We start from the raw sequence: 19446 nt of genomic DNA on the forward strand, positions 1-19446 counted from the left end.
GCGGAGCCGGGGCGCTGGAGGCGTCGCCACCGCCCGCCTGTGACGCGCGAGTTCGGACAGCCGCCTCGCAGGAGCCCTAAGAAGGTAGTCCCGCGCCCCACTTTCCCGTCATGCACCTGCCAGTCAATTCCTGGGGGCACTCCAGCCGGTGCCCGGTCAGCGGGCGGCCGGGCCACGAGGCTGCGTTCGTACGGGTCCGGGTACGGCACGTCGGGTGCAAGTGCGCGGCAATCGGGTTCGAAGAGTGGGGGCATGGCCACGAACCATGCTTCGGATTGCGCCGTTCACCCCTACACCCGCGAGATGGCGATGATCCACCAGGTGTTCCGTCGCGAGTCGCGGCTGCTGGCCGAGCTCGTCCAGGACGTTCGGCCCGAACACCGCCCGTGCCCGGATCCTCGTCGAGCACTGACGTCTCTGTTCGATCGGCCTGCGCGCCCACCACACCGGGAAGGACGAGATGCTCCGGCCGGTCCTGCTACCCCATCTGGACCTCGATGCCGAGCAGGTGCCGGCCATGGAGGCGCAGCACCGGGAGCTCTCCGCAGGGATCCGCGAGGTTCAGGCGCTCATCGAGCGGTGGCAGGCGCAGGCCCTGTCGGAGGACCGTGACGAGTTGACCGAGGCGCTGCGTCGGCATCACCGGCAGCTGTGCGCCCCTCTCTCGACCCGCTGCTCGTGCTGGGCGTGGCCGCCGAGGCGACCGAACGGGCGGGCCGGGACCCGGCAGGGCTGTGGCGGGTGCTGCGCATGACCCCTGGTATCACCACGTCCGCGGCCGACCTGGCGGAGGGCCGCAGCTCGTCCTCGGCGTACTCGCGCGGTCCGCACGCCACATCAGCCTCCCGATACAACGGACTCTCCGTGGCGCGGTACCGGACCGCCCCGAGGGCACACCCTCCTGGCGACCGCGGAGTCTCTGGTCGGTGAACCCGACCAGGCTCGGCCGGGGCCTCGCGGTCGACGAGGCGGAGAAGGACCGGCCGCGCGGCATCGTGGCCGGCATCGTGGCCGGCTGCGGTGGTACGGACGTGGGGTTCGCGTCCGTACCGTGGGGCGGCTCAGGCGTTGCGCTGGTCGTTGCTGTCCTGGCGGAGCCGGTCGGTGTGGCGGGTCATGGCGTCGATGCGGTCGGCGAGTTCGCCGTCGTCGGGCCCGAGGTGGGGCCGGGTGCCGGACAGGGGGCCGACCAGGCGGGCGGCGTCGTTGTCGGAGAGCGCCAGGTTGAGTTCGCCGAGCGCTCCTGCGGCGTCGGCGGGAAGGCCGGTGAGGGAGGTCACCTGTCCTGCGAGGCGCCGCAGGTCGGCCGCGTTGTCGCGGGCCCAGGCGGTGACGGTGCGGTCGGCGGCCCGCGCGTCGCGGGTCGCCTGGACCCGCTGTTCGCCCGTGCTTCCCGCCGCGCCGGGGCGCAGCCGCAGGTAGCGGCGTTCGGCGGCCTGGCGGCTGGCGACCCCGAGGGGTCCGGCGAGCTCGGCCCAGCTGGCGCCCTCGCCGCGGGCCGTCTCGATCAGGACGCTCTCCCAGCCGGCGAGCTGCTCGCGGACCTCGCGGAGCATCAGCAGAGCGGCCAGGGCCTGCTGGCCGGCAGGCCCGGTCGCCGGTGCGCCGGGGGGAGGCCCCTGCGCGTCCTGGACCGCCCGGCGGATGGTCTCCAGCGCGGTGACGGCCTCTCGGGCGCGTACCGGTGCGGTGGGGGGAGCGGTCTCGTTCACGGCGCCTCCAACATTCTGTCGTCCATCCGGCGACATCACATTTGTCATCGTTTTGATGACATGTTACAACGGTGGCACGTTGAAGCGCATTGGCAGTTCCTGCCTGAACCAACTGGAGGTGTTTCGCGATGTTGATGCGCACCGACCCGTTCCGCGAGATGGACCGCATCGTCCAGCAGCTCTCGGGTACGTCCGGGACCTGGTCGAAGCCGTCGGTGATGCCCATGGACGCCTACCGGCAGGGCGACACGTACGTGATCGCCTTCGACCTCCCCGGAGTGAGCACCGAGGCGATCGATATCGACGTCGAGCGGAACATGCTCACGGTGAAGGCCGAGCGTCGACCCGCGGGGAAGTCCGACGGTGTGCAGATGGAGCTCTCCGAGCGGCCCCTCGGTGTCTTCTCCCGCCAGGTCATGCTGGCCGACACCCTCGACACCGAGCACATCGAGGCCGACTACGACGCGGGGGTGCTGACCCTGCGGATCCCGATCGCCGAGCGCGCCAAGCCGCGGAAGGTCACCATCGGCGGCGCGTCCGGCCGCAAGCAGATCTCCGGCTGACCGGGCCGGCACCGGCGGCGGAGGACGGGGAACCCGATCCCCCTCCGGCACCCCGTCCTCCGCGCCTCTTCCCCTTCGCCCCCTTTCATGGAGGTGACGTGAGATGCCGATGCGCCGGGAAGCGTTCCTGGACCACGTCCAAGAACGCGGCGAGTACCGGACCCGGGACGAAGCCGAACGCGCGGCCCGCGTCGTCCTGGCCCTGCTGGGCGCACACCTGGTCGGCACCGTGCGGGCCGACCTCGCCGCCCGTCTCCCCGAGAGCTACGCCCTCATCCTCCTCAACCCCCTACAGGCCGCGGAGCCGCTCTCCGCCGAACGCTTCGTCCGCGCGACAGCGGCCTGGGATCGAGGGCGCGACCGAGCGGACGGCCCTGTGGGACATCGGAGCGGTCCTGTCCACCGTGGCCGCGGCGGCCGGCGACGCCCTCACCCACGAGGTCCTGCTCCAGCTGCCGCCGGGCTACGACCTCCTCTTCGGCCGCCCCCGGCCCACCTGACGCCCGCCGCCATCGACGAGAAAGGCACCCGCAGCACCATGTACGACCAGCCTCGAGCGAACCCGGCCCGGCCCGCCATGACGTTCGAGCAGATGCTGGAACGCGTGCGCTACGAAGGCGCCTACCCCACCCGTGAACGCGCCGAGGAAGCCGTCCGCACCGTCCTCGCCGCCCTCGGCCGGCAACTCGTCGGAGACGAACGCGCCGACCTCGCCCAGCGCCTGCCCGTCGAAGCCGCCCTCGCCCTGACCGCCCAGATCCCCGACACCGGACATCTCACCGGCTGGGGCTTCGTCAAAGACATCGCCACCCGCGCCGACACCACCCCCGCCGCAGCCCGCTGGGACACAGGAGCCGTACTCGCCGTCGTCGCCCGCCTCGCCGGACCCGACCTCCTCGCCCGCATCCTCCGCCGCCTTCCGGGCGGCTACGCCCTCCTCTTCGGCCAGGCCGAACTGCGCCAGCCCCAGCCCCAGCCCGCCGCCTGATCCCGCATGCGGGCGTAGCGCTCGGCGGTGTTCGGCCCGAGGCAGGGGCGGCGGGATCCGTCCAGCAGCCCGACGCCCCGGCCGGGCAGGGCGTAGAGCCTGCTCCAGCGTTCACGGGTGGTCTGCTCGCGCACCCCACCGGGCAGCGGCGGATCGAGGGCAGCGGCCAGGCAGCCGTGGGCGCGGGGCAGGTGGCCAGGGCCCGGGCCTGGGCCCGCCCCGGGCAGGCTTGGGGGAACGGATGGAGCCTGCGGAGCGGTGTGCGTCCCCACTCCTCCAACGGCGCGGCATGGCCGGGGGGGGTGGCACGGACAGAGCCCGGCCGGGGTGACTACGGGCGCCTGGCCGGGCTCTGCGTGCGTGGGGTCGCGCTGGGGTCAGAAGTCCTCGCGCAGGTCGTCGTACTCGTTGCGGCGCCGCTCCCCCTCGTCGGGGCGCCGGCCGCCGTGCGAGGGGGTGCCGGGCTCGGGGTGGACCGGGTCCTGACCGGGCCGCTGCGGGCGGTGGGGGTGCTGCTGTTCCTCGCGACCCTTGCCCGGTTCCTGGCGCTTGTCCTGCATACCGCCCATGACGGCGACTCCTTGGTGCGTGGGGTGGCACTTCCTCTGCCACACTGACACCAAGAGTCACATTTCGCATCATTTTGGATACGTATCGTAGCGGAAGGGTGAGTGGTGGCCGGTGCGGATGCGTCACGAGGCCGGGGTGCCGAGGATGAGCGCACTCCCCGTCCCCGCACCGTCAGGAGCAGGATTCACATGCTGGAGCGCACCCTGCGCACGGACCGCACCGCAGTCACTTCCGTCCTTCCCGCCGGCACCCCGGCCGGGGACGGGAAGGGGGCTGTCACCGCCGAGCCGCCTACCGCGAGCAGCCGCTGCTGTCGTTATCTGACGGCCGGGGACTACTGGTTCGACGATTCCGGCGCCCAGGGCGGGGACGGGTCCGACAGCCGCCTGCGCACCTGACGCCCAGGCCGGGCCGGCGCTTGGGCCACCGGCCCCCGGGCAGTGTCTCGATCCGGGCCGCCGCTTCGTCCGGGGTGGCCGTCGGCCGGCGTCGTGGTGTCGGGGACCGGCCCGAGAGCCCGCGCTCGCCGACGGGCAACGGCGCGGTGCTGTTCGCCCACGGGCCGCGGGCCGCCCCCGCAGGCCGGGGCAGCGGCGCCTCCGCCCTCGCCGCACCCGGACCGCCGCTCACCAGGGAACCGCAGCAGGGGCCGCGGCGCGGTGCCAGGCGGCTTCCCAGGCAGGGAAGTCGGCCGGGGGCGTGTCGCAGGCCTTGAGGAACAGGCGCAGTTGGTCGAGGGTGGGGACGCGGCGGCCCGACAGGATGTCGTGCAGGGTGCTGCGCGGCAGGTAGCTGACCGGGGTGCCCGCGACAGCATGGCGGGAGGCCATCGCCCGCAGCGTCGGCTCTCCCGCGGTGGTCCTGACGGCACGCATGGCCTGCAGGAGGTGGGCGGGTTCGGTGACCAGGGGCAGGGGTCGTCGTGCGAGCCGCCGGTGCGGGGAGTGACAGGCCGGGCAGCAGCGGCTGTGAGCGGCGGACCGCCACAGCCTGGCCGCACGGCGGACGTCCCCGCGGCACACGGTCACGAAGGCCTCCACCGTCGCCCAGCGCGGCAGGCCGACGCCCTGCTCGGCGCGCCAGAGCGTGGTGTGGGTGACGGACCGGCCGTGTTCGGCGAGCAGGCCGGACATCTGACGGTGGGTGAGGCGCGAACGCCGGCGCAGGGCGGCGAGCCACTGCGCCAGCGCGGCCGCGGCGTGCGCCGCGGCCGGGCCGGTACGGCACATCAGGTGCGTACCGCGGGTGTCAGGCGCGGCGCCGGACGACCCGGCGCAGCACCGGGGACGCGGGAGCCGCGACGGCCCCGCGGGTGGGCGGACGGTGCGCCGCGAGCACACCCGAGGCCGTCAGCAGCGCCGCCACCGGCTCGGCCGGCACTCCGCATGCGACCATCACGGCCGCACACACCACCACGACCACGACCACGATCCGCGACGGGAACGCGGCCACGGTGCGGCCGCCCCACGCCCAGACCCCGCATACGGCCCGGCCCGTACCCGCTAGGTTCATGTCCACGGGAAAGCTCCTTCACTGCCTGCTTTGCTCACGGCTGTCGCCACTCGACATCCGGCCCCGCCAGGAACAGCGCCTGGGATCTTGCAGGACCCCGTGGCACGGAGACCGGAAAAGGAATGTGCCCCGTTCGCGACGCTTTTAGAGACCTTTCATCAGGAACGTTGCATTCCGTCCGGTCTCCCCTGCACCACCCGCAGAGCGGATTTCCGCAGGCCGCTCCCCCGCCCCGGCCTCCTTGAGGGGCGTCCGTACGCCCGGATGTCCGTACCCGTCCACCACCGTGCAGGGTTCGCCCCGCGGCCGGACGGGCACCCTGCCTCCTAAGCTCTTCCCGCATCTCTTGCGGAGCAGGCAGCAGAGCCACGGCAATCGGAGGCCGCACCCAGCGGCCGCCCGTGCGGCCACCCCAGCCGCCGCCACTCGACACCCCAGGGGAACCGATCAGCGTGCGTTGCAGCGCACCACGATCACCGGCGGCCGCCCCAGGCGGCCGCCCCACCTGCTCCCCTCCGCTCCCCTGTTGCCCCACCACCCGAACCCTCAAGCCCGCCCCGTTCAGGCAGCACCCGTGCCGCCAGGCGCGTTCCCCGGCGCGCCGCCCGGTCATCCGCTCCACAACACGTTCGGCGACGGCGGCTTCCTCGCTCAGCAGGATTGCGTACCTCACCAGCGATGCCTGCTCCCGTTCGAAGAACGCGGCCACTTCGTCGACGTACTCGGGTGAGATCCGTCGCGTCACGCCCCTCCTCCCCTCCGGTGGGTCCGCCGGCTGCTGTACGTGCGGCTGCTTCGCCGGGGGCGGGCCGGCGGAGCGGTTCGGGGGAAGCCGCCGCCTTTTCGGTGACAACGCTTCGCGGCGGCCCGGCTACTCATATGCTTCTACATGTGTGTAGATTCCGCTATTGGTGATCTTCGCGCACTGCTCCGCCGGCATGCCCGCATGTCGGCGGCGGTGGGTGGGGAGAAGGCTGGTGGCGGATGGACGTGTTGGCTGTTTGTTCTTCAGGGAGGGACCCTTTTCATGGCGTCGATCGATCTCGACAAGGTGCTGGACAAGGCGTGGGCGGACAAGAGCGTGGCGGAGGTGCTGGCGGCCCCGGTGGACGCGCTCAAGGGCGTGAGTGAGCGGCAGGGAGATCTGCTGAAGGAGGCGTTCGGGATCAAGACGGTCGCCGACCTGGCTGACCTGAAGTTCGCCCGCTGGGCCCAGGCGCTCGCCGCACTGGACGCCGCGAAGTAGCACCTCGCGCCGCCGGCGCACCCCTTTTTTTCGCCCCGGCGGCGTGCCGCCGGGGCACCCGTCTTCGTGGACCGAGTCCGCGGTCGTGGGCGCCGCCATGGTGTCCACGGCTCCTCGGCCCTGGGAGGGGCATCGGGTGCCTGCCGTCCTGACCGCTCCCCGCCGCCGCGGCGACGCGGCGCTTCGCCCGGGGGCGCCGTCTGGTCCGGGGGCGTCGTCTGCGCGCCCTGAACTGCCCGGCGTCCCTGGGCCGTTCACATCAGCGGAGGGAAGCCGCACGTGTAGTGGTACGAGTCGTCCGGGTCGACGGCGGAGGCGCTCTTCACGTCGCGCGCCGCCAGGAGGATGAGCCCGATCACGAGCAGGAAGACTCCGACGCCGAGGCACCACCCCACCCCGGTTGTCGGGCGGGTTTGCGAGGTCGGGCCACCGGCGTGCAGGAACAGCCCGATGAGCAGGAGCAGCAGGCCGAGTGCGGCGGTGCCCGCGAACGCCCGCTTCAGCCCGCCGGTGCTGTCCGTCGGGTCCGGCTTCGGCAGGGCCACTGCGGACGGCGTCACCGGGTCGCTGATATCGCCGGCGAGCCGGGTTGCGTCCTCGGCAACCGGCGGCCGGCCTGCGACTTCGGGAGCTTCCCGGTGGGTGGGGTGGCGGTCGAGGGCCTGGCCGACGGCCTGCAGCGCCGGGGCGAACACGACGTCCTGGGCGTGGTTGTCCCGGCCGGCATCGGCTGCCGCGAGTTCCATCTGAAGGCCCACCAGGTCTTCGCGCAGCCGGGCGGACTCCATGCGGAGGCGGTCGCGTTCGTGCCGCAGGGCTGTCGCCTCGGCGGCCGATTCCGCCAGCAGGCCGCGGAGGGCCTGGATCCTGTCCTCGTGTGCGCGCAGATCCCGGCGGAGGCGCGCTTCCACTTCTTCCCGGGCCCGGACCTGCTGCTCGCGTTCGGCCCGGGCCTGGTCGAGCCGGGCGTCGAAGGCGGCGTGGTCGCGGCGGCGGGCGTCTTGCTCCTCTTCGACGAGGGCGTTCAGGCGGGCGGTCTCGCGCCGGTGGTGCTGTCGCCGCGTGCGGAGTTCGTCCTGGGCGGCGGTGAGGGCCTGGCTCGTCGTCGCATGCCGGGTCAGGAGGTCGTCGTAGTCGGCTTGGCGGCGGCGGTGCTCGCCGACGGCTTCCTCAAGCCGGGCCTGGACCCGGTCGTGGAGGAGGACGGTCTCCTCGTAGGCGTCGGCCATCACCAGGCGTTCGGCGAAGGCGGGATGCGCCTCACCCAGGGCCGCGGTGTGCAGGCGCAGCGACAGGGACCGGACCTCGTCGCTCGCCCCGCAGAGCCGGATGATCGCCTCGACCGTGGAGCGGTGGGGAAGCCGGTCTCCCGAAAGGTTCTTCGACAGGGCCGAGGCGCTCAGGGCCACCCCCGGGGCGACGTGCTTGCTGGCCAGGTCCGCGGCCCCGATCAGGGACCGCAGGTGCTCGACGAGCGCCAGTTTGTGGGGACGGTTCTTGAAGACCTCCGGCTTGAGCGGGTGGAGCGGCCTGCGGGCAGGAGGTGTTCCTCCGCCTGCGGGTCCTTCACCGCCGGTTGCGTCCTCGGCAACACCCGTCATGGCTGTTCTCCCGGTTGACAGCTTCGGAAAGAAGATCGTTCCCCTGGGCGCAGCCGCTGCTGCGAGGTGACGCTCGAAGCATTCCCCGCCGCGCGCCGCGTTCAGCGGCCCGCCCGGCGGAGGATGACGTCCTGCGACCTTCGATGTACTGAGGAGAACCATCGTGCCGAGCCGTCGTGCCCCGCGTGGCCGCTTTCCCGTAGATCTCGCCGTGTTCCTGGCGGTTCTGGCCGCCGGCGTCGTCCTCATCCTCGTCGGTCGTGTCTCCCCCGAGGCCCTTGCCGGGTACGCCTCTGCGCTCGCCGGCCTGTACGCGGCCTGGCAGCGCCGGCCCGGCGGCGGAGAGGCCCGGCGGACTCCGCCCGAGGGCCCGCCCGCGTCCGAGCGGTAGGCGCCGCCGCCCCGCCCGAACAGACCTGCGGCCGCTTTCGCCCGGGCCGGGACCGTCGGGCCCTCGCGCCCGTGCCCGCGGTCGACAACGGCGCCGCCCGGGCCCGCGGCGGGCGGGGCTAGCGGGTCGGGCGGGCGGCGACGACGCGGCGGAAGAGGGCCTGGACGGCCGCGGTGATGTCGGTGCCGGTGCTGGTGTGGTGGCACGGTCCGGTGTAGGCGTGGGTGAGGAAGTCGGCGGTGAGTTCGGGGTCGGGGACGTCGAACTCGCCTGCCGCGTGGCCTTGCGCGAGGAGGGTGACGAGCAAGTCGCGGGCGGCGGTCATGGGTTCTTCCCCCGCCGCACCGCCGGGTTCGTGGAAGAGCTGGTGGTAGAGCTCATGGTGGTCCTGTTCCGCGGCGATCCAGGCGGCGACGAGGCCGTCGAGGCGTGCGGTCCAGGTCAGGCCGGGCTGCTCCAGGAGGGCGGCGGGCTGCTGGAGCATGCGGTCCCACATCTCGGCCTGGAGGGCGGCCAGGAGCTCCTGTTTGGAGTCGAAGTAGAGGTAGACCGTGCCCTTGGCGACCCCGGCGCGGGCGGCGACCTTGCTGACCGTCAGGGCCTCGTAGCCGTCGGCCAGGAGCAGGGCGGCGGTGGCGTCGAGGATCTGGCGGCGGCGGACGTCCGGGGGCTGGAAGCGGCCGGTGGGCTGGGCGGGGGCGGACTCGTCCGCGGGCACGGTCCCTCCTTCGTCGTCAGGTGGCCGGCCGACCGGTGATCGGTCGGTGGGCGAGGTCCAGGGTGTCATGCGGTTTGCGGGCGGTGACGATGACCGCGTGGTCTTCGCTGGGGTGCTGCAGCCTGGGCACGCGTTGCCGTTCGGCGCGCACGATGTCCAGGCCGAGGCGGGTGAGGGCTTCGGTCAGCTCGGCGAGGGTTGCCAGGTCACCGGGGTCTCCCCAGTCGCAGGCTTCCTCGTCCCATTCGCCGACGGCCAGGACGCCGCCCGGGGCGAGTGCGGCGGCCAGGGTGGCCAGGGTGGCGGTGCGGGCGGGGCCGCGGGGCGGCAGCGCGTAGGAGCTGAGGGCGAAGCCGTAGGCGCTCTCGGGCTGCCAGGAGGCGCTGTCGGCGACGGCGAGTTCGATCCGGCCGTCCAGGCCGCGGGCGCAGGCGCTGGCGCGGGTGGAGGCGATGGCGCGGGGTGCGAGGTCGACGGCGGTGACGCGCCAGCCGCGTTCGGCGAGGGCGAGGGCGTTGCCGCCGGCGCCGCAGCCCAGGTCCAGGGCCCTGCCCGGGGGGAGGTGGTCGGCGGGGGCCAGGAGCGCCGGGTCGGGGTCGGCGGTGTCGCTGCCGTCGCCGGTGTAGAGGTCGTCCCAGGCGAAGTCCGGGTACGAGGCGGCACCGGGTCCGTGCGGGTGGTCGCCGCCGCAGGCGTGGTGGGTGGCGTGGGTCACAGGTCCTCCAGGGGAATCAGATCGAGCGAATGACCGTTGGTCAGTAGTATGACCACTGGTCATTCGATTCGTCGAGTCCCTTTCGGAGGCATCCCGTGAACCCCACCGCCCAGTACGACACCGTGATCATCGGCGGCGGGCCCGCCGGCCTGACCGCCGCGCTGGCCCTGACCCGCTACCGCCACCGCACCCTGGTCGTCGAGTCGCCGGCCCCGCCGCGGAACGCCGCCTCCCGCGGCGTGCACGGCCTGATCGGCCTGGAGGGCGCCACCCCCGGCGAACTGCGCGCCCGCGCCTGGGAGGAGTTGGACCGCTACGGCCTGGCCCAGCGACTCGACGCCACGGTCAGCACGATCACCCCGTCGCCCGGGGACGGCTTCACCGTGCGTGCGGACGACGGGACGTCGGCCTGGGCCCGGAACGTGATCCTGGCCACCGGGGTCACCGACCTGCACCCCGACGGCGTGGAGGGCTTCGCCGCCTGCTGGGGCCGCACGGTGATCCACTGCCCCTTCTGCATCGGCGAGGAGAACGCCGACCGCACCTGGGCCCTGGTCGCCGACGAGCCCGGCTACCTCGCCATGGCCGCCACCGCCTTCCGCGCCTGGACCGGCGACACCGTCGCCATCGCCCCGCCCTCGCTGCCCGGCGCCGCCGAACTGCGCCGAAGCCTGCGCGAACAGGGCAGCGACCTCATCCAGGGCGAGATCACCCGCCTGCACCACACCGACGGCGACCTGCACGCCGTGGAACTGGCCGACGGCACCCTCCTGGAGCGCCAGACCCTGCTGTGGCCCCGTCCCCAGCGGCAGGTCCCGCTCGTCGAACGCCTGGCCGCGCAGCAGGGCCTCGCCCTGAGCGACGGCTACGTCACCGTGGACGACGGCTGCCAAACCAGCATCCCCGGCCTCTACGCCGCCGGGGACCTCACCGCGAAGACCTGGGAACAGGGAGCCGTGCCCGCCGTCGCCGCCGGGGCCGCGGCCGCCGACGCCATCCACTTCGCCCACCTGGCCTGACCGTGCCGTACGCGCCGGGCACCCGACGGGGTGAGGGAAGGCACCCCGGCCGGGCGCCCGGCCGCCTGGTTCCCCCGCCTGCGGTGGGCGTGTCATCCCAATGGGGCGATGTGCGGCAGGGCGGATCAGGCAAGACTCTCGCGAAGCCCGATTCCGTCCCGGAGGTTCCATGCCGAAAAGCGGCACGCCCCGCATCGACGATCCGCATGAGGCCCCGGCGCGGGCGTCGCTCGTTCTGGCGTCCCTGATCATCGTTGCCGCGGTGGCCAACTTGAACCTGTCGGTGGCCAACGTGGCGCTGCCGGCGATCGGGAAGGCCTTCGACTCCTCCCAGAGCGCGCTGAACCTGATCGCCGTGGGGTATTCCCTCGGCCTGGCCGCATCGGTGCTCTATCTGGGTGCCGTCGGCGACCACTACGGGCGCAAGCTGCTGCTGCTCCTCGGCGTCACCCTGTCCGTCCCCGCCTGCCTGCTCGCCGCGTACGCGCCGACCGACACGGTCCTGGTGACGGCCCGGATCCTCGGCGGGCTGTCGGCCGGCATGGCCTTCCCCACCACCCTGGCCCTGATCACCGCTCTGTGGGCAGGTCCGGGGCGGACGAAGTCGATCGCGCTGTGGTCGGCTCTGGGCGGCGGGATCTCCCTGCTCGGTCCGGTGATCGCGGGCGCCCTGCTCGAACGCTTCTACTGGGGTTCGGTGTTCCTGGTCACCCTGCCCCTCGCCGCGGTCGCGCTGGTCATGGCCCTGCTGTTCATCCCCGCGCACGCCAACGAGTCGGCCGAACCGGTGGACCACCTCGGCGGCGTCCTGTCCGTCCTCCTGGTCGCGGGACTGGTGCTGGCGATCAATTTCGCCGCCGTCCCCGGCCAGGGGGCGCTGGCCGGCGGCCTCGCCGTGATCGCCCTGGCCGCCGCAGCGGTGTTCTTCCGGCGTCAGCGCCGGGCTCCCAACCCGCTGTATGACCTGCGCATCGCCGCCCGGCGCACGTTCTGGGTCGCCGCGTGTGCGGGAATCATCGTGTACGGGGCCATGATGGGGTCGGCGTTCATCAGCCAGCAGTACCTGCAGAACGTGCTCGGGTACGACCCCGTCGAAGCCGGCGCCGCCATCCTCCCCCTCGTCGTGATGATCGTGCTCGTGGCACCGCGGTCCGCGAAGCTGGTCGAGACACGCGGCGCCCGCACGACCCTGCTGACCGGTTACGCGTTCCTCTTCCTCGCCTTCGCCTGGATGCTGCTGTTCTGGGGCGAGGACAGCAGCTACTGGCAGATCGGCTTCGCCTACGTGCTCATCGGAACCGGCTCCGGCTTCGCGGGGACGCCCGCATCCCACTCGCTGACCGGATCGGTGCCCGTGCAACGGGCCGGCATGGCCTCAGGCACCGCCGACCTGCAACGGGACCTCGGCGGAGCCGTCATGCAGTCCGTCATGGGCCTGCTCCTCACCGCCGGCTACGCCTCGGCCTTCAGCGCGGCGATCACCGCCTCCCCCGGGAGCGGGAAAGTGTCGGACCAGGTCCAGAGCGAGCTGACGAAGTCGTTCGCCTCCGCCGAGCAGGTCGCCCAGCAGTACCCCCGGTACGCCGACCAGATCGTCGCAGCGGCCCGCCAGTCGTTCCTCCACGGCGACGACTGGGCGTACACCGTCGGCCTGGCCGCGATCGCCCTCGGCGCGCTGCTGATCTTCTTCATGTTCCCGCGCCGGGACGCCGAGCGGGAACTCCTGCGGCGCTACCGCGCCGAGGACTCCGCCGACGCGGCCACCGGGGGCAGGCGGAGCGGGCCGGAAGCCTGAAAGGGCTGCCGACCGGCCGACCGAACGGCTGTCGTGCGCGGCCGTCGGACGCGGGGCCGAGGCGGTGCCGCGGGCCGGTCCCGCCCGTCCGCACCCGGCAGGCGTCCCGGCGTCCGGAAGCGGCCGCTCCCGGACGCCTCGGCCGGTGCCGGCCCGCCGGCGCTGCGGGGACCTCCGCGCCGGACCCGTGGTCACGGACCCGGCCGGGCCTCGCCGTCGCGCTGATCGTCGAGGCGGACGGTCAGGCGGGGCCACTGCCCGGACCACCGCGCCAAGTCCTCCGCGGTCGGCGACCAGTGCGGAGGCAAGGCTTCGTCGGGCAGGAAGCGGACGCAGGTGCCCGTGGTCCCGTCGGGTTCGACGGGCTGGAGCCCGGTCACCGGGACGCCGTACTCGTAGCGCTGGCTCCAGGCCCCGTGGAGACGGCGGTTGGTATGGATCAGCCACTCGCTGAGCGCCGCAACGACGGACATGCCGCGACGCGGGTGTCCGTCCGGAAGCCGCTCCGCCTCCGGGAGGTCGAAGAACCGGAGGTCCTTCGTGGCCATGACCGGCTTCCTGACCACGCGGCCGTGCGCGTCGACCCGGGTGTCGGTGCCCCGGCCGTCGTCCTGCACCGACACCGAGCCGTCGGCGTGGAGGGTGACCACACACCGTCCGCCGCCCCGGCTCGCCGCTTCGTCGGCGGCGTAGGCGACGATCTCGAGGACAAGGTGTTCGGGCCCGCCCGGCGCGAACCGCGCGGGTTCCCGGCGGATCCGGCCGAGATGGTCCGCGTCCACGGTGGCGGCCCAGTCGTGTGTGGTGTTGACCCAGGGAGCCTTCGATCCGTCCATCCGGCAAGTATCCGCCGGGTGCGTGAGGATCCTGCGCGAGGGACCCCGTTGCCACCCCTGGGCGCCACACCACCGGGGCGGTGCCGCAGCGTTGCGGGCACTACTTCGGGGGTGTGCGGGCCGCCGCCACGATCCGCTCCAGCGCCGCGGCGTGCCGCTGGAAGGCCTGGCGCCCGTACGGGGTGAGGCACAGGTGGGTCTGCCGTCCCGTGCGGTTGCGGGTCTTGCGGACTTCGACGTACCCGGCGGCCGCCAACGCTGCCACCTGCTTGGACAGAGCCGAGTCGCTGGTATCGACCGCATCCCGCACGAATCCGAACTCCACCAGATCGGCCGGAGCCAGCAGTGCGACCACCGAGAGCCGCGCCGGAACGTGCAGGAACTCGTCGAAGTCGGGGTCCATCAGGCGCCGTTCCTGCGGATGACGGACCCGAGGACCGGGCGCAGCACATACGAGGCGGCTACCGCCGCGAGGGCGGTGACGGCCGCGGCGAGCGTGTGCCGTGCCGGCAGGCCGGCGAAGTGGGCCGCGATGGCCGCCGTCCAGAAGAGCGCGAGGAGGAGGACGCCCACGGCCGCGTAGAACAGCGCCTCCGGGCCGGTGGTCCTGCGTCGGACGGAGGCCCTGCGCTGGTATACGAAGAGCCCTCCCAGGGTCAGGCCGTTCCCCACCACGATCGCGGCGGTTCTCCAGGAGCCCTGCAGGTCGAAGGAGGAGCACACCGCGAACAGGCCCAGCGCCGCGGCGATCAGGTAGGGACGGGAGTGGGCGTGGCGCAGGTATCCGTCGAGCGTCTGCTCCTGACGGTGGTGTATGGCGTCGAGGGCGGCTTGGGCGTCGTGGGGGGTCATCGGGGTGGCGTTCCTGGTCATCGATCCTCCGAGTGCTTTCCTGTGAGGAAAGTACCACCTTCTTTCCTTTCCGGAAAGAAGGTGGTCGGCGCAGTGGCGGGAACAGGCCCGACCGGTCCCATGCCCTGAGCTCTCGTCAGAGGGCCTCGGCAGCAGGGGCGGTGGCGCGATTCGCCGCACGGGCCTGCGTCCTCGCGACGCCCCCGGAGCGGACCCGGTCCGGGGCGGGGCGGGTCAGCCCCTCTCGGTGTCAGCCCCTGCGGCGGCGGTTGCGGGCGACGACGGCGCGGGTGACCACGGGCGGGAGCAGGTCCTTGGCCAGCCTGCGCCAGCGGGCACCGGGTCGGCGCGCGGCGGCGGGAGCGGGGGGCCGCGCGGGTTGCGTCCTCGGCGCGGGGTGCAGCGGCTGCGGGGGCTCGGGCGCGGACACGCCCTGGTCCCCGATGCGTACCAGGGGGCGGCCGTCGATCACGTCCACGCCGTGCCAGAGGTCGGTGCGCTGCTCCAGCCACGCGAGCAGTGCCGCCTGGTGGGGTGCCGGGTCTCCCCAGGTCGCGTAGAGCTTCGAGGCCGAGACGCAGACGGGGTTCAGTTCGCCGGTGACCACGGCGGTCCAGACGGCGGCCGCGACACCGGGGCAGTGCTCGGAGCGGTAGTCGTCGAAGACCACCACGGCATCCGGGGCGGCGACGCGGCGGGAGGAGGCGATGTCGGTGGCGACGTGCTCGTAGAGGTGCGAGGCGTCGACGTGCACGAATCGGCAGCTCGCCGGCTTGACCCGGTCGGCGACGACCGAGGTGGGGGCCTGTATGAGCGTCGGCAGCGCTTCGTGGAAGGCCAGGTAGTTCGTCTCGAAGCCGCGCCGGGTGAGCGTGGGGTAGGAGCTGCGGTTCTCCGCGGCGTTGACGTCGTCCGTCGCGGGCGAGTCGAAGAGGTCGCAGACGGTGAACTCCTCGCCGGGCCGCAGGTACCGTCCGAGGAAGATCGCGCTCTTGCCCAGGAAGGCACCGAGCTCCAGCAGGTCGCCCTGCTGGCGCTCATCGCTGTTCTGGCGCGTCAGGAACCAGTCGAAGAGCACCTGGTCGTAGGCCGAGAACCAGCCTTGGACCTCCCGGTACGCGGTGGGGGCGGGCGGGGTCGGCCCATCGTCGGGGGTGGTGACGGAAGCATGTGAGGCATGCGGCACGGAGAGTCGTCCTCCAGCGGAGTGGCATCGGTTTCCACGCGGGTACCCGGCCGGGTAGCGGAACCCTAAGCCCTGGGTGGACGTGTGACGAGATGTGAGCGGGACCGACCTTGTGGTTCCCGCCCCGCGCGCCCCGTGTGCCGCACCCCGCCATGCGGGCCACACGCCGTGCCGGAAGGGGAGCGGACGGCGTGTGAGTGATACTTGGCCCTCACCACGCCCCGCGGCGGGACGCGGTGCGGCCGACGACGAGGGAGCCGTACATGACCACGGCGAAAGACCTGTTCAGCATTGCGCTGGAGCCCCGGCCGGAGGGCTCTCCGGGGCAGGGCGATCTGTCGTTGTCCCTCGCGGGCGCGGAACTGGTCGACCTGCTGCGTGTCGAGGCCGTCGCCCTGGACGGCGATCTGATCGTGCCGGGTCCTCGGCCGGACCTGGACGACCGGCTGCTGGGTGCGGCGGCGGCCGTGCTGGTCCGGCAGGTGCCGTACGAGCACGTCGAGGACTGGCTGTGGCGCAGGGGCCGTGACCTCGCCGCGGCCTATCAGGAGGCATTCGAGGAGGACGGGCTGCTGGCGCGGGCGCGGCGCGGCCGGCTGGGCCTGGGGGCGGAGCGGATGGAGCTCGTCGACACGCCTGCCCGGCATCGTGCGCAGCGTCGTTGGCAGGCGGGCGACCCCGTCCTCGGGGCCCTCGCCGCGGCCATCGGCATCGACGGTGGTGAAGGCGCCGGCGATGACGGCGGACCGGGCGGCGAGGCGGTGACGACCGTGCTCGCCGCCGTCAACGACGCGGTGATGGAACTGGAGGCGGTGCGCCAGCGGCGTTCCATCGAGAACGCGGCCTTCGCCAACGTGTGGCGGGTCCCGTAGGCACCGCCCTGGCAGGGCCGCGGCGCGTCGTGGGCCGCGGGAGCGCAGCCCCGGCGCCCTCCCTCTCCCCCGGCGGGCCCGGCACGCTGTCGGGGGGACGGTCGTGCGGTGGCGGCCGGTGGCCCTGCCCTCCCGTCGCATGAGGGGCAAGGCCACCGGTGGCTGCCGTTTCCGATCGGGTGCGGCTACTTGGGCATCAGGACGGTGTCGACGATGTAGACGTTGGCGTTGGCGGTCTTGACGTTGCCGCAGACCACGTTGGAGGTGTCGTTGACCTTGTAGGCCTCGCCGGAGCCCATGGTGGTGACCATGCCCTTCTGGAGGGTCTCGAAGCTGCCGTTCTCCAGCTGCTGCGGGGTGAGCTTCTGGCCGACGACGTGGTAGGTCAGGATCTTGGTGAGGGTGTCCTTGTCGGCGAGGACCTTGTCGAGGTCGGCCTTGGGGATCTTCGCGAAGGCGTCGTTGGTCGGCGCGAAGACCGTGATGTCCTTGGCGTTGTTGAGGGTGTCGACGAGGCCGGCCTGCTTGACCGCGGCGACCAGCGTGGACAGCACCGGGTTGTTGGAGGCCGCGGTGGCGACCGGGTCCTTGGCCATGCCGTCGAACGAGCCCGCTCCCTCGGCGGGGACGCCGGCACAGGCCGGGCCGAAGGGCTCGTTGCCGGTGGACGCGTCGTCCACCGGGGTGTTCGCGCCGGTCTTGGCCTCGTCGCCGGCGGCCGGTGCGGCCTTGGTGTCGCCGGAGTCGGAGCACGCGACGAGGGAGAAGGGCAACAGCGCGGCCGCGGCCACGGCGATCGCGGTACGGCGGATCTGCAGGGTGTTCATCATCAGTCGCTCCCCTTGAGCTTCTGTCGGTCTGTCAGGGTGGTGGGGGTTCGGGGGTGGTTCGGGGGTGGTGCTGCCGGAACGGGCCCTGGAGTGGGCCGGGCCGGGGGTCTAAGGGACGGTGACGAAGACGCTGTGCCAGCCGCTCGCCCCGTCGGGGATGGTCCGCGCGCGTTCCTCGGTCTGGACCTGGCCGGTGCCGTCGGTGGCACGGACGGTGATCGTGTGCCCGCCCGGGTCGGCGTTCCAGGGGTAGGACCACTGGCGCCAGGTGTCGACGGTGTCCTGGACGGCCAGGTCCGCGTCCCGCCAGGGTTCGTCGTCGATACGGACCTCCACGCGGGTGATGCCGCGGCGCTGGGCCCAGGCGACCCCGGCGACCGTGATGGGGCCGGCGGCGGGGCGGGCGAAGGGCTTGGGGGTGTCGATCCGGGCCTGGGTCTTGACCGGCGCGCGACGGGCCCACTTCCGCTTCACCCAGTAGGGGTCGTAGGCGTCGAAGGTGGTCAGCTCGATGTCGGTGATCCACTTGCAGGCCGACACGTACCCGTACAGGCCTGGGACGAGCATGCGGACGGGGAAGCCGTGGTCGAAGGGCAGCGGTTCGCCGTTCATGCCGACCGCGAGGATCGCGTCGCGGCCGTCCATGACGTCCTCGACCGGTGAGCCGAGCGTCATCCCGTCCACGGACCGGGCCACCAGCTGGTCGGCCGGGCCGCCCTTCGACGGCGGTTTCACCCCGCACTCGGCGAGCAGCGCGGCCAGGGGGACGCCGAGCCAGCGGGCGGTACCGAGGTAGGGGCCGCCGACCTCGTTGGAGACGCAGGTCAGGGTGATGTCGCGTTCCACGAGCGGGCGGTCCAGGAGCTCGTCGAGGGTGTAGGTGCGCGGTGTGGTGACGCCTTTGCCGTGGAGGCGCAGCCGCCAGCTGCCGGCGTCGACCCTGGGGACGGTCAGAGCGGTGTCGACGCGGTAGAAGTCGGCGTTGGGGGTGGTGAAGGGGCTGATGCCGGGCACCTTCAACCGGGCTCCGGCCGGTACGGGCGGAGCCGGGGAGGCCGGTGGGGGCAGGACCAGGCCGGCGCGGGAGGCGACCGCTCCCTGCCCCTGCCGGCCGGAGAGGAACCGGCCGAGGGCGCCTGCCGATGCGGCCGCCACAGCGGTCAGGGCCGCCGAGGCAAGGAAACCGCGCCTGCTCCATCCTTCGGTGCCGCTGTGCCCGTCCCCGGCCGCCGGTGCCGGAACGGGTACCGCCTTGGAGGCCAGGACGTACAGGGCGGTTGCCCCTGCGAGTGCTCCGGCGATCGAGGGCAGTGCATCGCCGATTCCGGTGGAGTCCGGGCGGCTGAGGGCCGCCGCGGAGCCGACGATCCCGAACAGCAGCACGCCGGCGGCACCGGCCCGCCGGTGGTCCAAGGCCAGGATGCCCAGACCGACGGCGATGACGGCGAGGATCGCCAGGATTCCCGACTGCAGGACGGTCTTGTCGTTCTCCCCGAACGTACGGATCGCGAAGTCCTTCACCGCGGCCGGGGTCCGGTCGATCACCGCGCCGCCCACCACCGTCACCGGCCCGGCGGCCGGCCGCACCCAGCCGGCGACCAGCTCGGCCACGGCGAGCGCCATGGCAGCGGCCAGAACGCCGGCCGACGCGCCCAGGGCGGCGCGGGGAAGGGTGCTGCGGAAGTGGTTCACGTACCGGATTCGGCAGCATCCACCTGGCGGATTGGCCAGACACCCGAAAGAGTGACCCGCGCGCCGGAAAGGTGCCGGCGGTCCGTGGTGCGAGGGGCCCGGCCGCGACCCGCGAAGGCGGCGCCGGCACGCAGCGGGACAGGAGTGCTGCCCGTGGGCACGGTGGTCGCCGCTCCGCGGCACCCGCGGCGGCACGCCCCCGTCACGCCCCCCCTTCGCGGGCCGGGCGCGGGCGTCGAACCCGCCGGCGCGCAGGTCGGCGTTCCGGCGCTTCACCCAGAGGCCCGGAGGCGCCGACCCGGGGGCCTGCGCCGCGCCGGAGGGTTGCCGCCGCTCCCCGTCGGTCCC

22 protein-coding genes and 1 pseudogene are annotated in these 19446 nt (G+C 73.1%); 10 read left to right on the forward strand and 13 right to left on the reverse strand.

Going from position 1 to position 19446, the window contains the following annotated elements; genetic code table 11:
- Positions 1–460: 460 nt before the first annotated feature.
- Positions 461–754, forward strand: coding sequence for a hemerythrin domain-containing protein (locus AW27_RS34530; protein WP_037930343.1), 294 nt, complete (start codon positions 461–463; stop codon positions 752–754).
- A 307-nt stretch (positions 755–1061) separates the two neighbouring features.
- Here AW27_RS34530 and AW27_RS34000 read toward each other — a convergent pair whose 3' ends face one another.
- Positions 1062–1712: a hypothetical protein gene (locus AW27_RS34000; RefSeq protein ID WP_037930346.1), complete on the reverse strand. Its 651-nt coding sequence runs from the start codon at positions 1710–1712 to the stop codon at positions 1062–1064.
- 128 nt (positions 1713–1840) lie between these two features.
- Here AW27_RS34000 and AW27_RS34005 point away from each other — a divergent pair, with 128 nt between their 5' ends.
- The 3 genes and pseudogenes from AW27_RS34005 to AW27_RS34015 all read left to right on the forward strand — a co-directional run bounded on the left by AW27_RS34005 (position 1841) and on the right by AW27_RS34015 (position 3263).
- Positions 1841–2275, forward strand: coding sequence for an Hsp20/alpha crystallin family protein (locus AW27_RS34005; RefSeq protein ID WP_037930350.1), 435 nt, complete (start codon positions 1841–1843; stop codon positions 2273–2275).
- A gap of 103 nt (positions 2276–2378) precedes the next feature.
- Positions 2379–2775 (forward strand): annotated as a pseudogene (locus AW27_RS34010) (DUF2267 domain-containing protein).
- Between the two features lie 38 nt (positions 2776–2813).
- On the forward strand, positions 2814–3263 hold the full coding sequence (locus AW27_RS34015) for a DUF2267 domain-containing protein (protein WP_037930356.1): 450 nt from the start codon (positions 2814–2816) through the stop codon (positions 3261–3263).
- 377 nt (positions 3264–3640) lie between these two features.
- Here AW27_RS34015 and AW27_RS34020 read toward each other — a convergent pair whose 3' ends face one another.
- The gene (locus tag AW27_RS34020; RefSeq protein ID WP_052031368.1) at positions 3641–3832 is read right to left on the reverse strand and encodes a hypothetical protein; all 192 of its coding nucleotides are present in this window, start codon (positions 3830–3832) and stop codon (positions 3641–3643) included.
- A 189-nt stretch (positions 3833–4021) separates the two neighbouring features.
- On the opposite strand from AW27_RS34020, the gene AW27_RS34025 reads away from it, so the two are divergent.
- Entirely contained in the window at positions 4022–4231 is a 210-nt protein-coding gene (locus AW27_RS34025) for a hypothetical protein (protein WP_037930359.1), read from the forward strand.
- 228 nt (positions 4232–4459) lie between these two features.
- Here the strand turns inward: AW27_RS34025 and AW27_RS34030 are convergent, their stop codons facing one another.
- Together AW27_RS34030 and AW27_RS34035 are read right to left on the reverse strand one after the other, a co-directional pair.
- Complete coding sequence (locus AW27_RS34030) at positions 4460–5062, reverse strand: helix-turn-helix domain-containing protein (protein WP_037930362.1); 603 nt, start codon at positions 5060–5062, stop codon at positions 4460–4462.
- A 19-nt stretch (positions 5063–5081) separates the two neighbouring features.
- Entirely contained in the window at positions 5082–5351 is a 270-nt protein-coding gene (locus AW27_RS34035) for a hypothetical protein (RefSeq protein WP_037930364.1), read from the reverse strand.
- A gap of 1021 nt (positions 5352–6372) precedes the next feature.
- Between AW27_RS34035 and AW27_RS34040 the strand changes: the two genes are divergently transcribed.
- Positions 6373–6591, forward strand: a complete 219-nt coding sequence (locus tag AW27_RS34040; RefSeq protein ID WP_037930366.1) for a hypothetical protein — start codon at positions 6373–6375, stop codon at positions 6589–6591.
- Between the two features lie 254 nt (positions 6592–6845).
- Here the strand turns inward: AW27_RS34040 and AW27_RS34045 are convergent, their stop codons facing one another.
- Positions 6846–8192, reverse strand: coding sequence for a hypothetical protein (locus AW27_RS34045; protein ID WP_037930368.1), 1347 nt, complete (start codon positions 8190–8192; stop codon positions 6846–6848).
- 163 nt (positions 8193–8355) lie between these two features.
- Here AW27_RS34045 and AW27_RS34050 point away from each other — a divergent pair, with 163 nt between their 5' ends.
- On the forward strand, positions 8356–8583 hold the full coding sequence (locus tag AW27_RS34050; RefSeq protein ID WP_052031369.1) for a hypothetical protein: 228 nt from the start codon (positions 8356–8358) through the stop codon (positions 8581–8583).
- 118 nt (positions 8584–8701) lie between these two features.
- On the opposite strand, the gene AW27_RS34055 is transcribed toward AW27_RS34050, so the two are convergent.
- Together AW27_RS34055 and AW27_RS34060 are read right to left on the reverse strand one after the other, a co-directional pair.
- Positions 8702–9301, reverse strand: coding sequence for a TetR/AcrR family transcriptional regulator (locus AW27_RS34055; protein WP_052031370.1), 600 nt, complete (start codon positions 9299–9301; stop codon positions 8702–8704).
- A 16-nt stretch (positions 9302–9317) separates the two neighbouring features.
- Positions 9318–10016 (reverse strand): methyltransferase domain-containing protein, encoded by a 699-nt coding sequence (locus tag AW27_RS34060; RefSeq protein WP_052031371.1) that lies wholly within the window; start codon positions 10014–10016, stop codon positions 9318–9320.
- 95 nt (positions 10017–10111) lie between these two features.
- Here AW27_RS34060 and AW27_RS34065 point away from each other — a divergent pair, with 95 nt between their 5' ends.
- Positions 10112–11035, forward strand: a complete 924-nt coding sequence (locus tag AW27_RS34065) for an NAD(P)/FAD-dependent oxidoreductase (RefSeq protein ID WP_037930370.1) — start codon at positions 10112–10114, stop codon at positions 11033–11035.
- Positions 11036–11204: 169 nt separating this feature from the next.
- A complete protein-coding gene (locus AW27_RS34070; protein ID WP_037930371.1) occupies positions 11205–12830 on the forward strand; it encodes an MFS transporter in 1626 nt (541 codons plus the stop codon).
- 191 nt (positions 12831–13021) lie between these two features.
- On the opposite strand, the gene AW27_RS34075 is transcribed toward AW27_RS34070, so the two are convergent.
- The 4 genes from AW27_RS34075 to AW27_RS34090 all read right to left on the reverse strand — a co-directional run bounded on the left by AW27_RS34075 (position 13022) and on the right by AW27_RS34090 (position 15704).
- The gene (locus AW27_RS34075) at positions 13022–13666 is read right to left on the reverse strand and encodes a DNA gyrase (RefSeq protein WP_037930373.1); all 645 of its coding nucleotides are present in this window, start codon (positions 13664–13666) and stop codon (positions 13022–13024) included.
- Positions 13667–13766: 100 nt separating this feature from the next.
- On the reverse strand, positions 13767–14069 hold the full coding sequence (locus AW27_RS34080) for a transcriptional regulator (RefSeq protein ID WP_037930375.1): 303 nt from the start codon (positions 14067–14069) through the stop codon (positions 13767–13769).
- Positions 14069–14539 (reverse strand): hypothetical protein, encoded by a 471-nt coding sequence (locus tag AW27_RS34085; RefSeq protein WP_236647877.1) that lies wholly within the window; start codon positions 14537–14539, stop codon positions 14069–14071. Before AW27_RS34085 ends, AW27_RS34080 begins: the two co-directional genes overlap by 1 nt.
- Before the next feature lie 229 nt (positions 14540–14768).
- Positions 14769–15704: a class I SAM-dependent methyltransferase gene (locus AW27_RS34090; RefSeq protein ID WP_052031372.1), complete on the reverse strand. Its 936-nt coding sequence runs from the start codon at positions 15702–15704 to the stop codon at positions 14769–14771.
- Between the two features lie 263 nt (positions 15705–15967).
- Between AW27_RS34090 and AW27_RS34095 the strand changes: the two genes are divergently transcribed.
- Entirely contained in the window at positions 15968–16576 is a 609-nt protein-coding gene (locus AW27_RS34095; RefSeq protein WP_037930377.1) for a GPP34 family phosphoprotein, read from the forward strand.
- Between the two features lie 185 nt (positions 16577–16761).
- Here AW27_RS34095 and AW27_RS34100 read toward each other — a convergent pair whose 3' ends face one another.
- Both AW27_RS34100 and AW27_RS34105 read right to left on the reverse strand, forming a co-directional pair.
- Positions 16762–17403: a fasciclin domain-containing protein gene (locus tag AW27_RS34100; RefSeq protein ID WP_037930501.1), complete on the reverse strand. Its 642-nt coding sequence runs from the start codon at positions 17401–17403 to the stop codon at positions 16762–16764.
- A gap of 111 nt (positions 17404–17514) precedes the next feature.
- Complete coding sequence (locus tag AW27_RS34105) at positions 17515–19098, reverse strand: molybdopterin-dependent oxidoreductase (RefSeq protein WP_037930380.1); 1584 nt, start codon at positions 19096–19098, stop codon at positions 17515–17517.
- Between the last annotated feature and the right edge of the window lie 348 nt (positions 19099–19446).

This window comes from Streptomyces sp. PCS3-D2 (assembly GCF_000612545.2).
Taxonomy (GTDB): Bacteria; Actinomycetota; Actinomycetes; order Streptomycetales; family Streptomycetaceae; genus Streptomyces.

Coding starts and splice junctions, on each gene's coding strand:
- AW27_RS34530 (WP_037930343.1), top strand. CDS start 461: ATGCTCCGGCCGGTCCTGCTACCCCATCTGGACCTCGATGCCGAGCAG.
- AW27_RS34005 (WP_037930350.1), top strand. CDS start 1,841: ATGTTGATGCGCACCGACCCGTTCCGCGAGATGGACCGCATCGTCCAG.
- AW27_RS34015 (WP_037930356.1), top strand. CDS start 2,814: ATGTACGACCAGCCTCGAGCGAACCCGGCCCGGCCCGCCATGACGTTC.
- AW27_RS34020 (WP_052031368.1), bottom strand. CDS start 3,832: ATGGGCGGTATGCAGGACAAGCGCCAGGAACCGGGCAAGGGTCGCGAG.
- AW27_RS34025 (WP_037930359.1), top strand. CDS start 4,022: ATGCTGGAGCGCACCCTGCGCACGGACCGCACCGCAGTCACTTCCGTC.
- AW27_RS34030 (WP_037930362.1), bottom strand. CDS start 5,062: ATGTGCCGTACCGGCCCGGCCGCGGCGCACGCCGCGGCCGCGCTGGCG.
- AW27_RS34040 (WP_037930366.1), top strand. CDS start 6,373: ATGGCGTCGATCGATCTCGACAAGGTGCTGGACAAGGCGTGGGCGGAC.
- AW27_RS34045 (WP_037930368.1), bottom strand. CDS start 8,192: ATGACGGGTGTTGCCGAGGACGCAACCGGCGGTGAAGGACCCGCAGGC.
- AW27_RS34070 (WP_037930371.1), top strand. CDS start 11,205: ATGCCGAAAAGCGGCACGCCCCGCATCGACGATCCGCATGAGGCCCCG.
- AW27_RS34075 (WP_037930373.1), bottom strand. CDS start 13,666: ATGGACGGATCGAAGGCTCCCTGGGTCAACACCACACACGACTGGGCC.
- AW27_RS34080 (WP_037930375.1), bottom strand. CDS start 14,069: ATGGACCCCGACTTCGACGAGTTCCTGCACGTTCCGGCGCGGCTCTCG.
- AW27_RS34085 (WP_236647877.1), bottom strand. CDS start 14,539: ATGACCAGGAACGCCACCCCGATGACCCCCCACGACGCCCAAGCCGCC.
- AW27_RS34095 (WP_037930377.1), top strand. CDS start 15,968: ATGACCACGGCGAAAGACCTGTTCAGCATTGCGCTGGAGCCCCGGCCG.
- AW27_RS34100 (WP_037930501.1), bottom strand. CDS start 17,403: ATGAACACCCTGCAGATCCGCCGTACCGCGATCGCCGTGGCCGCGGCC.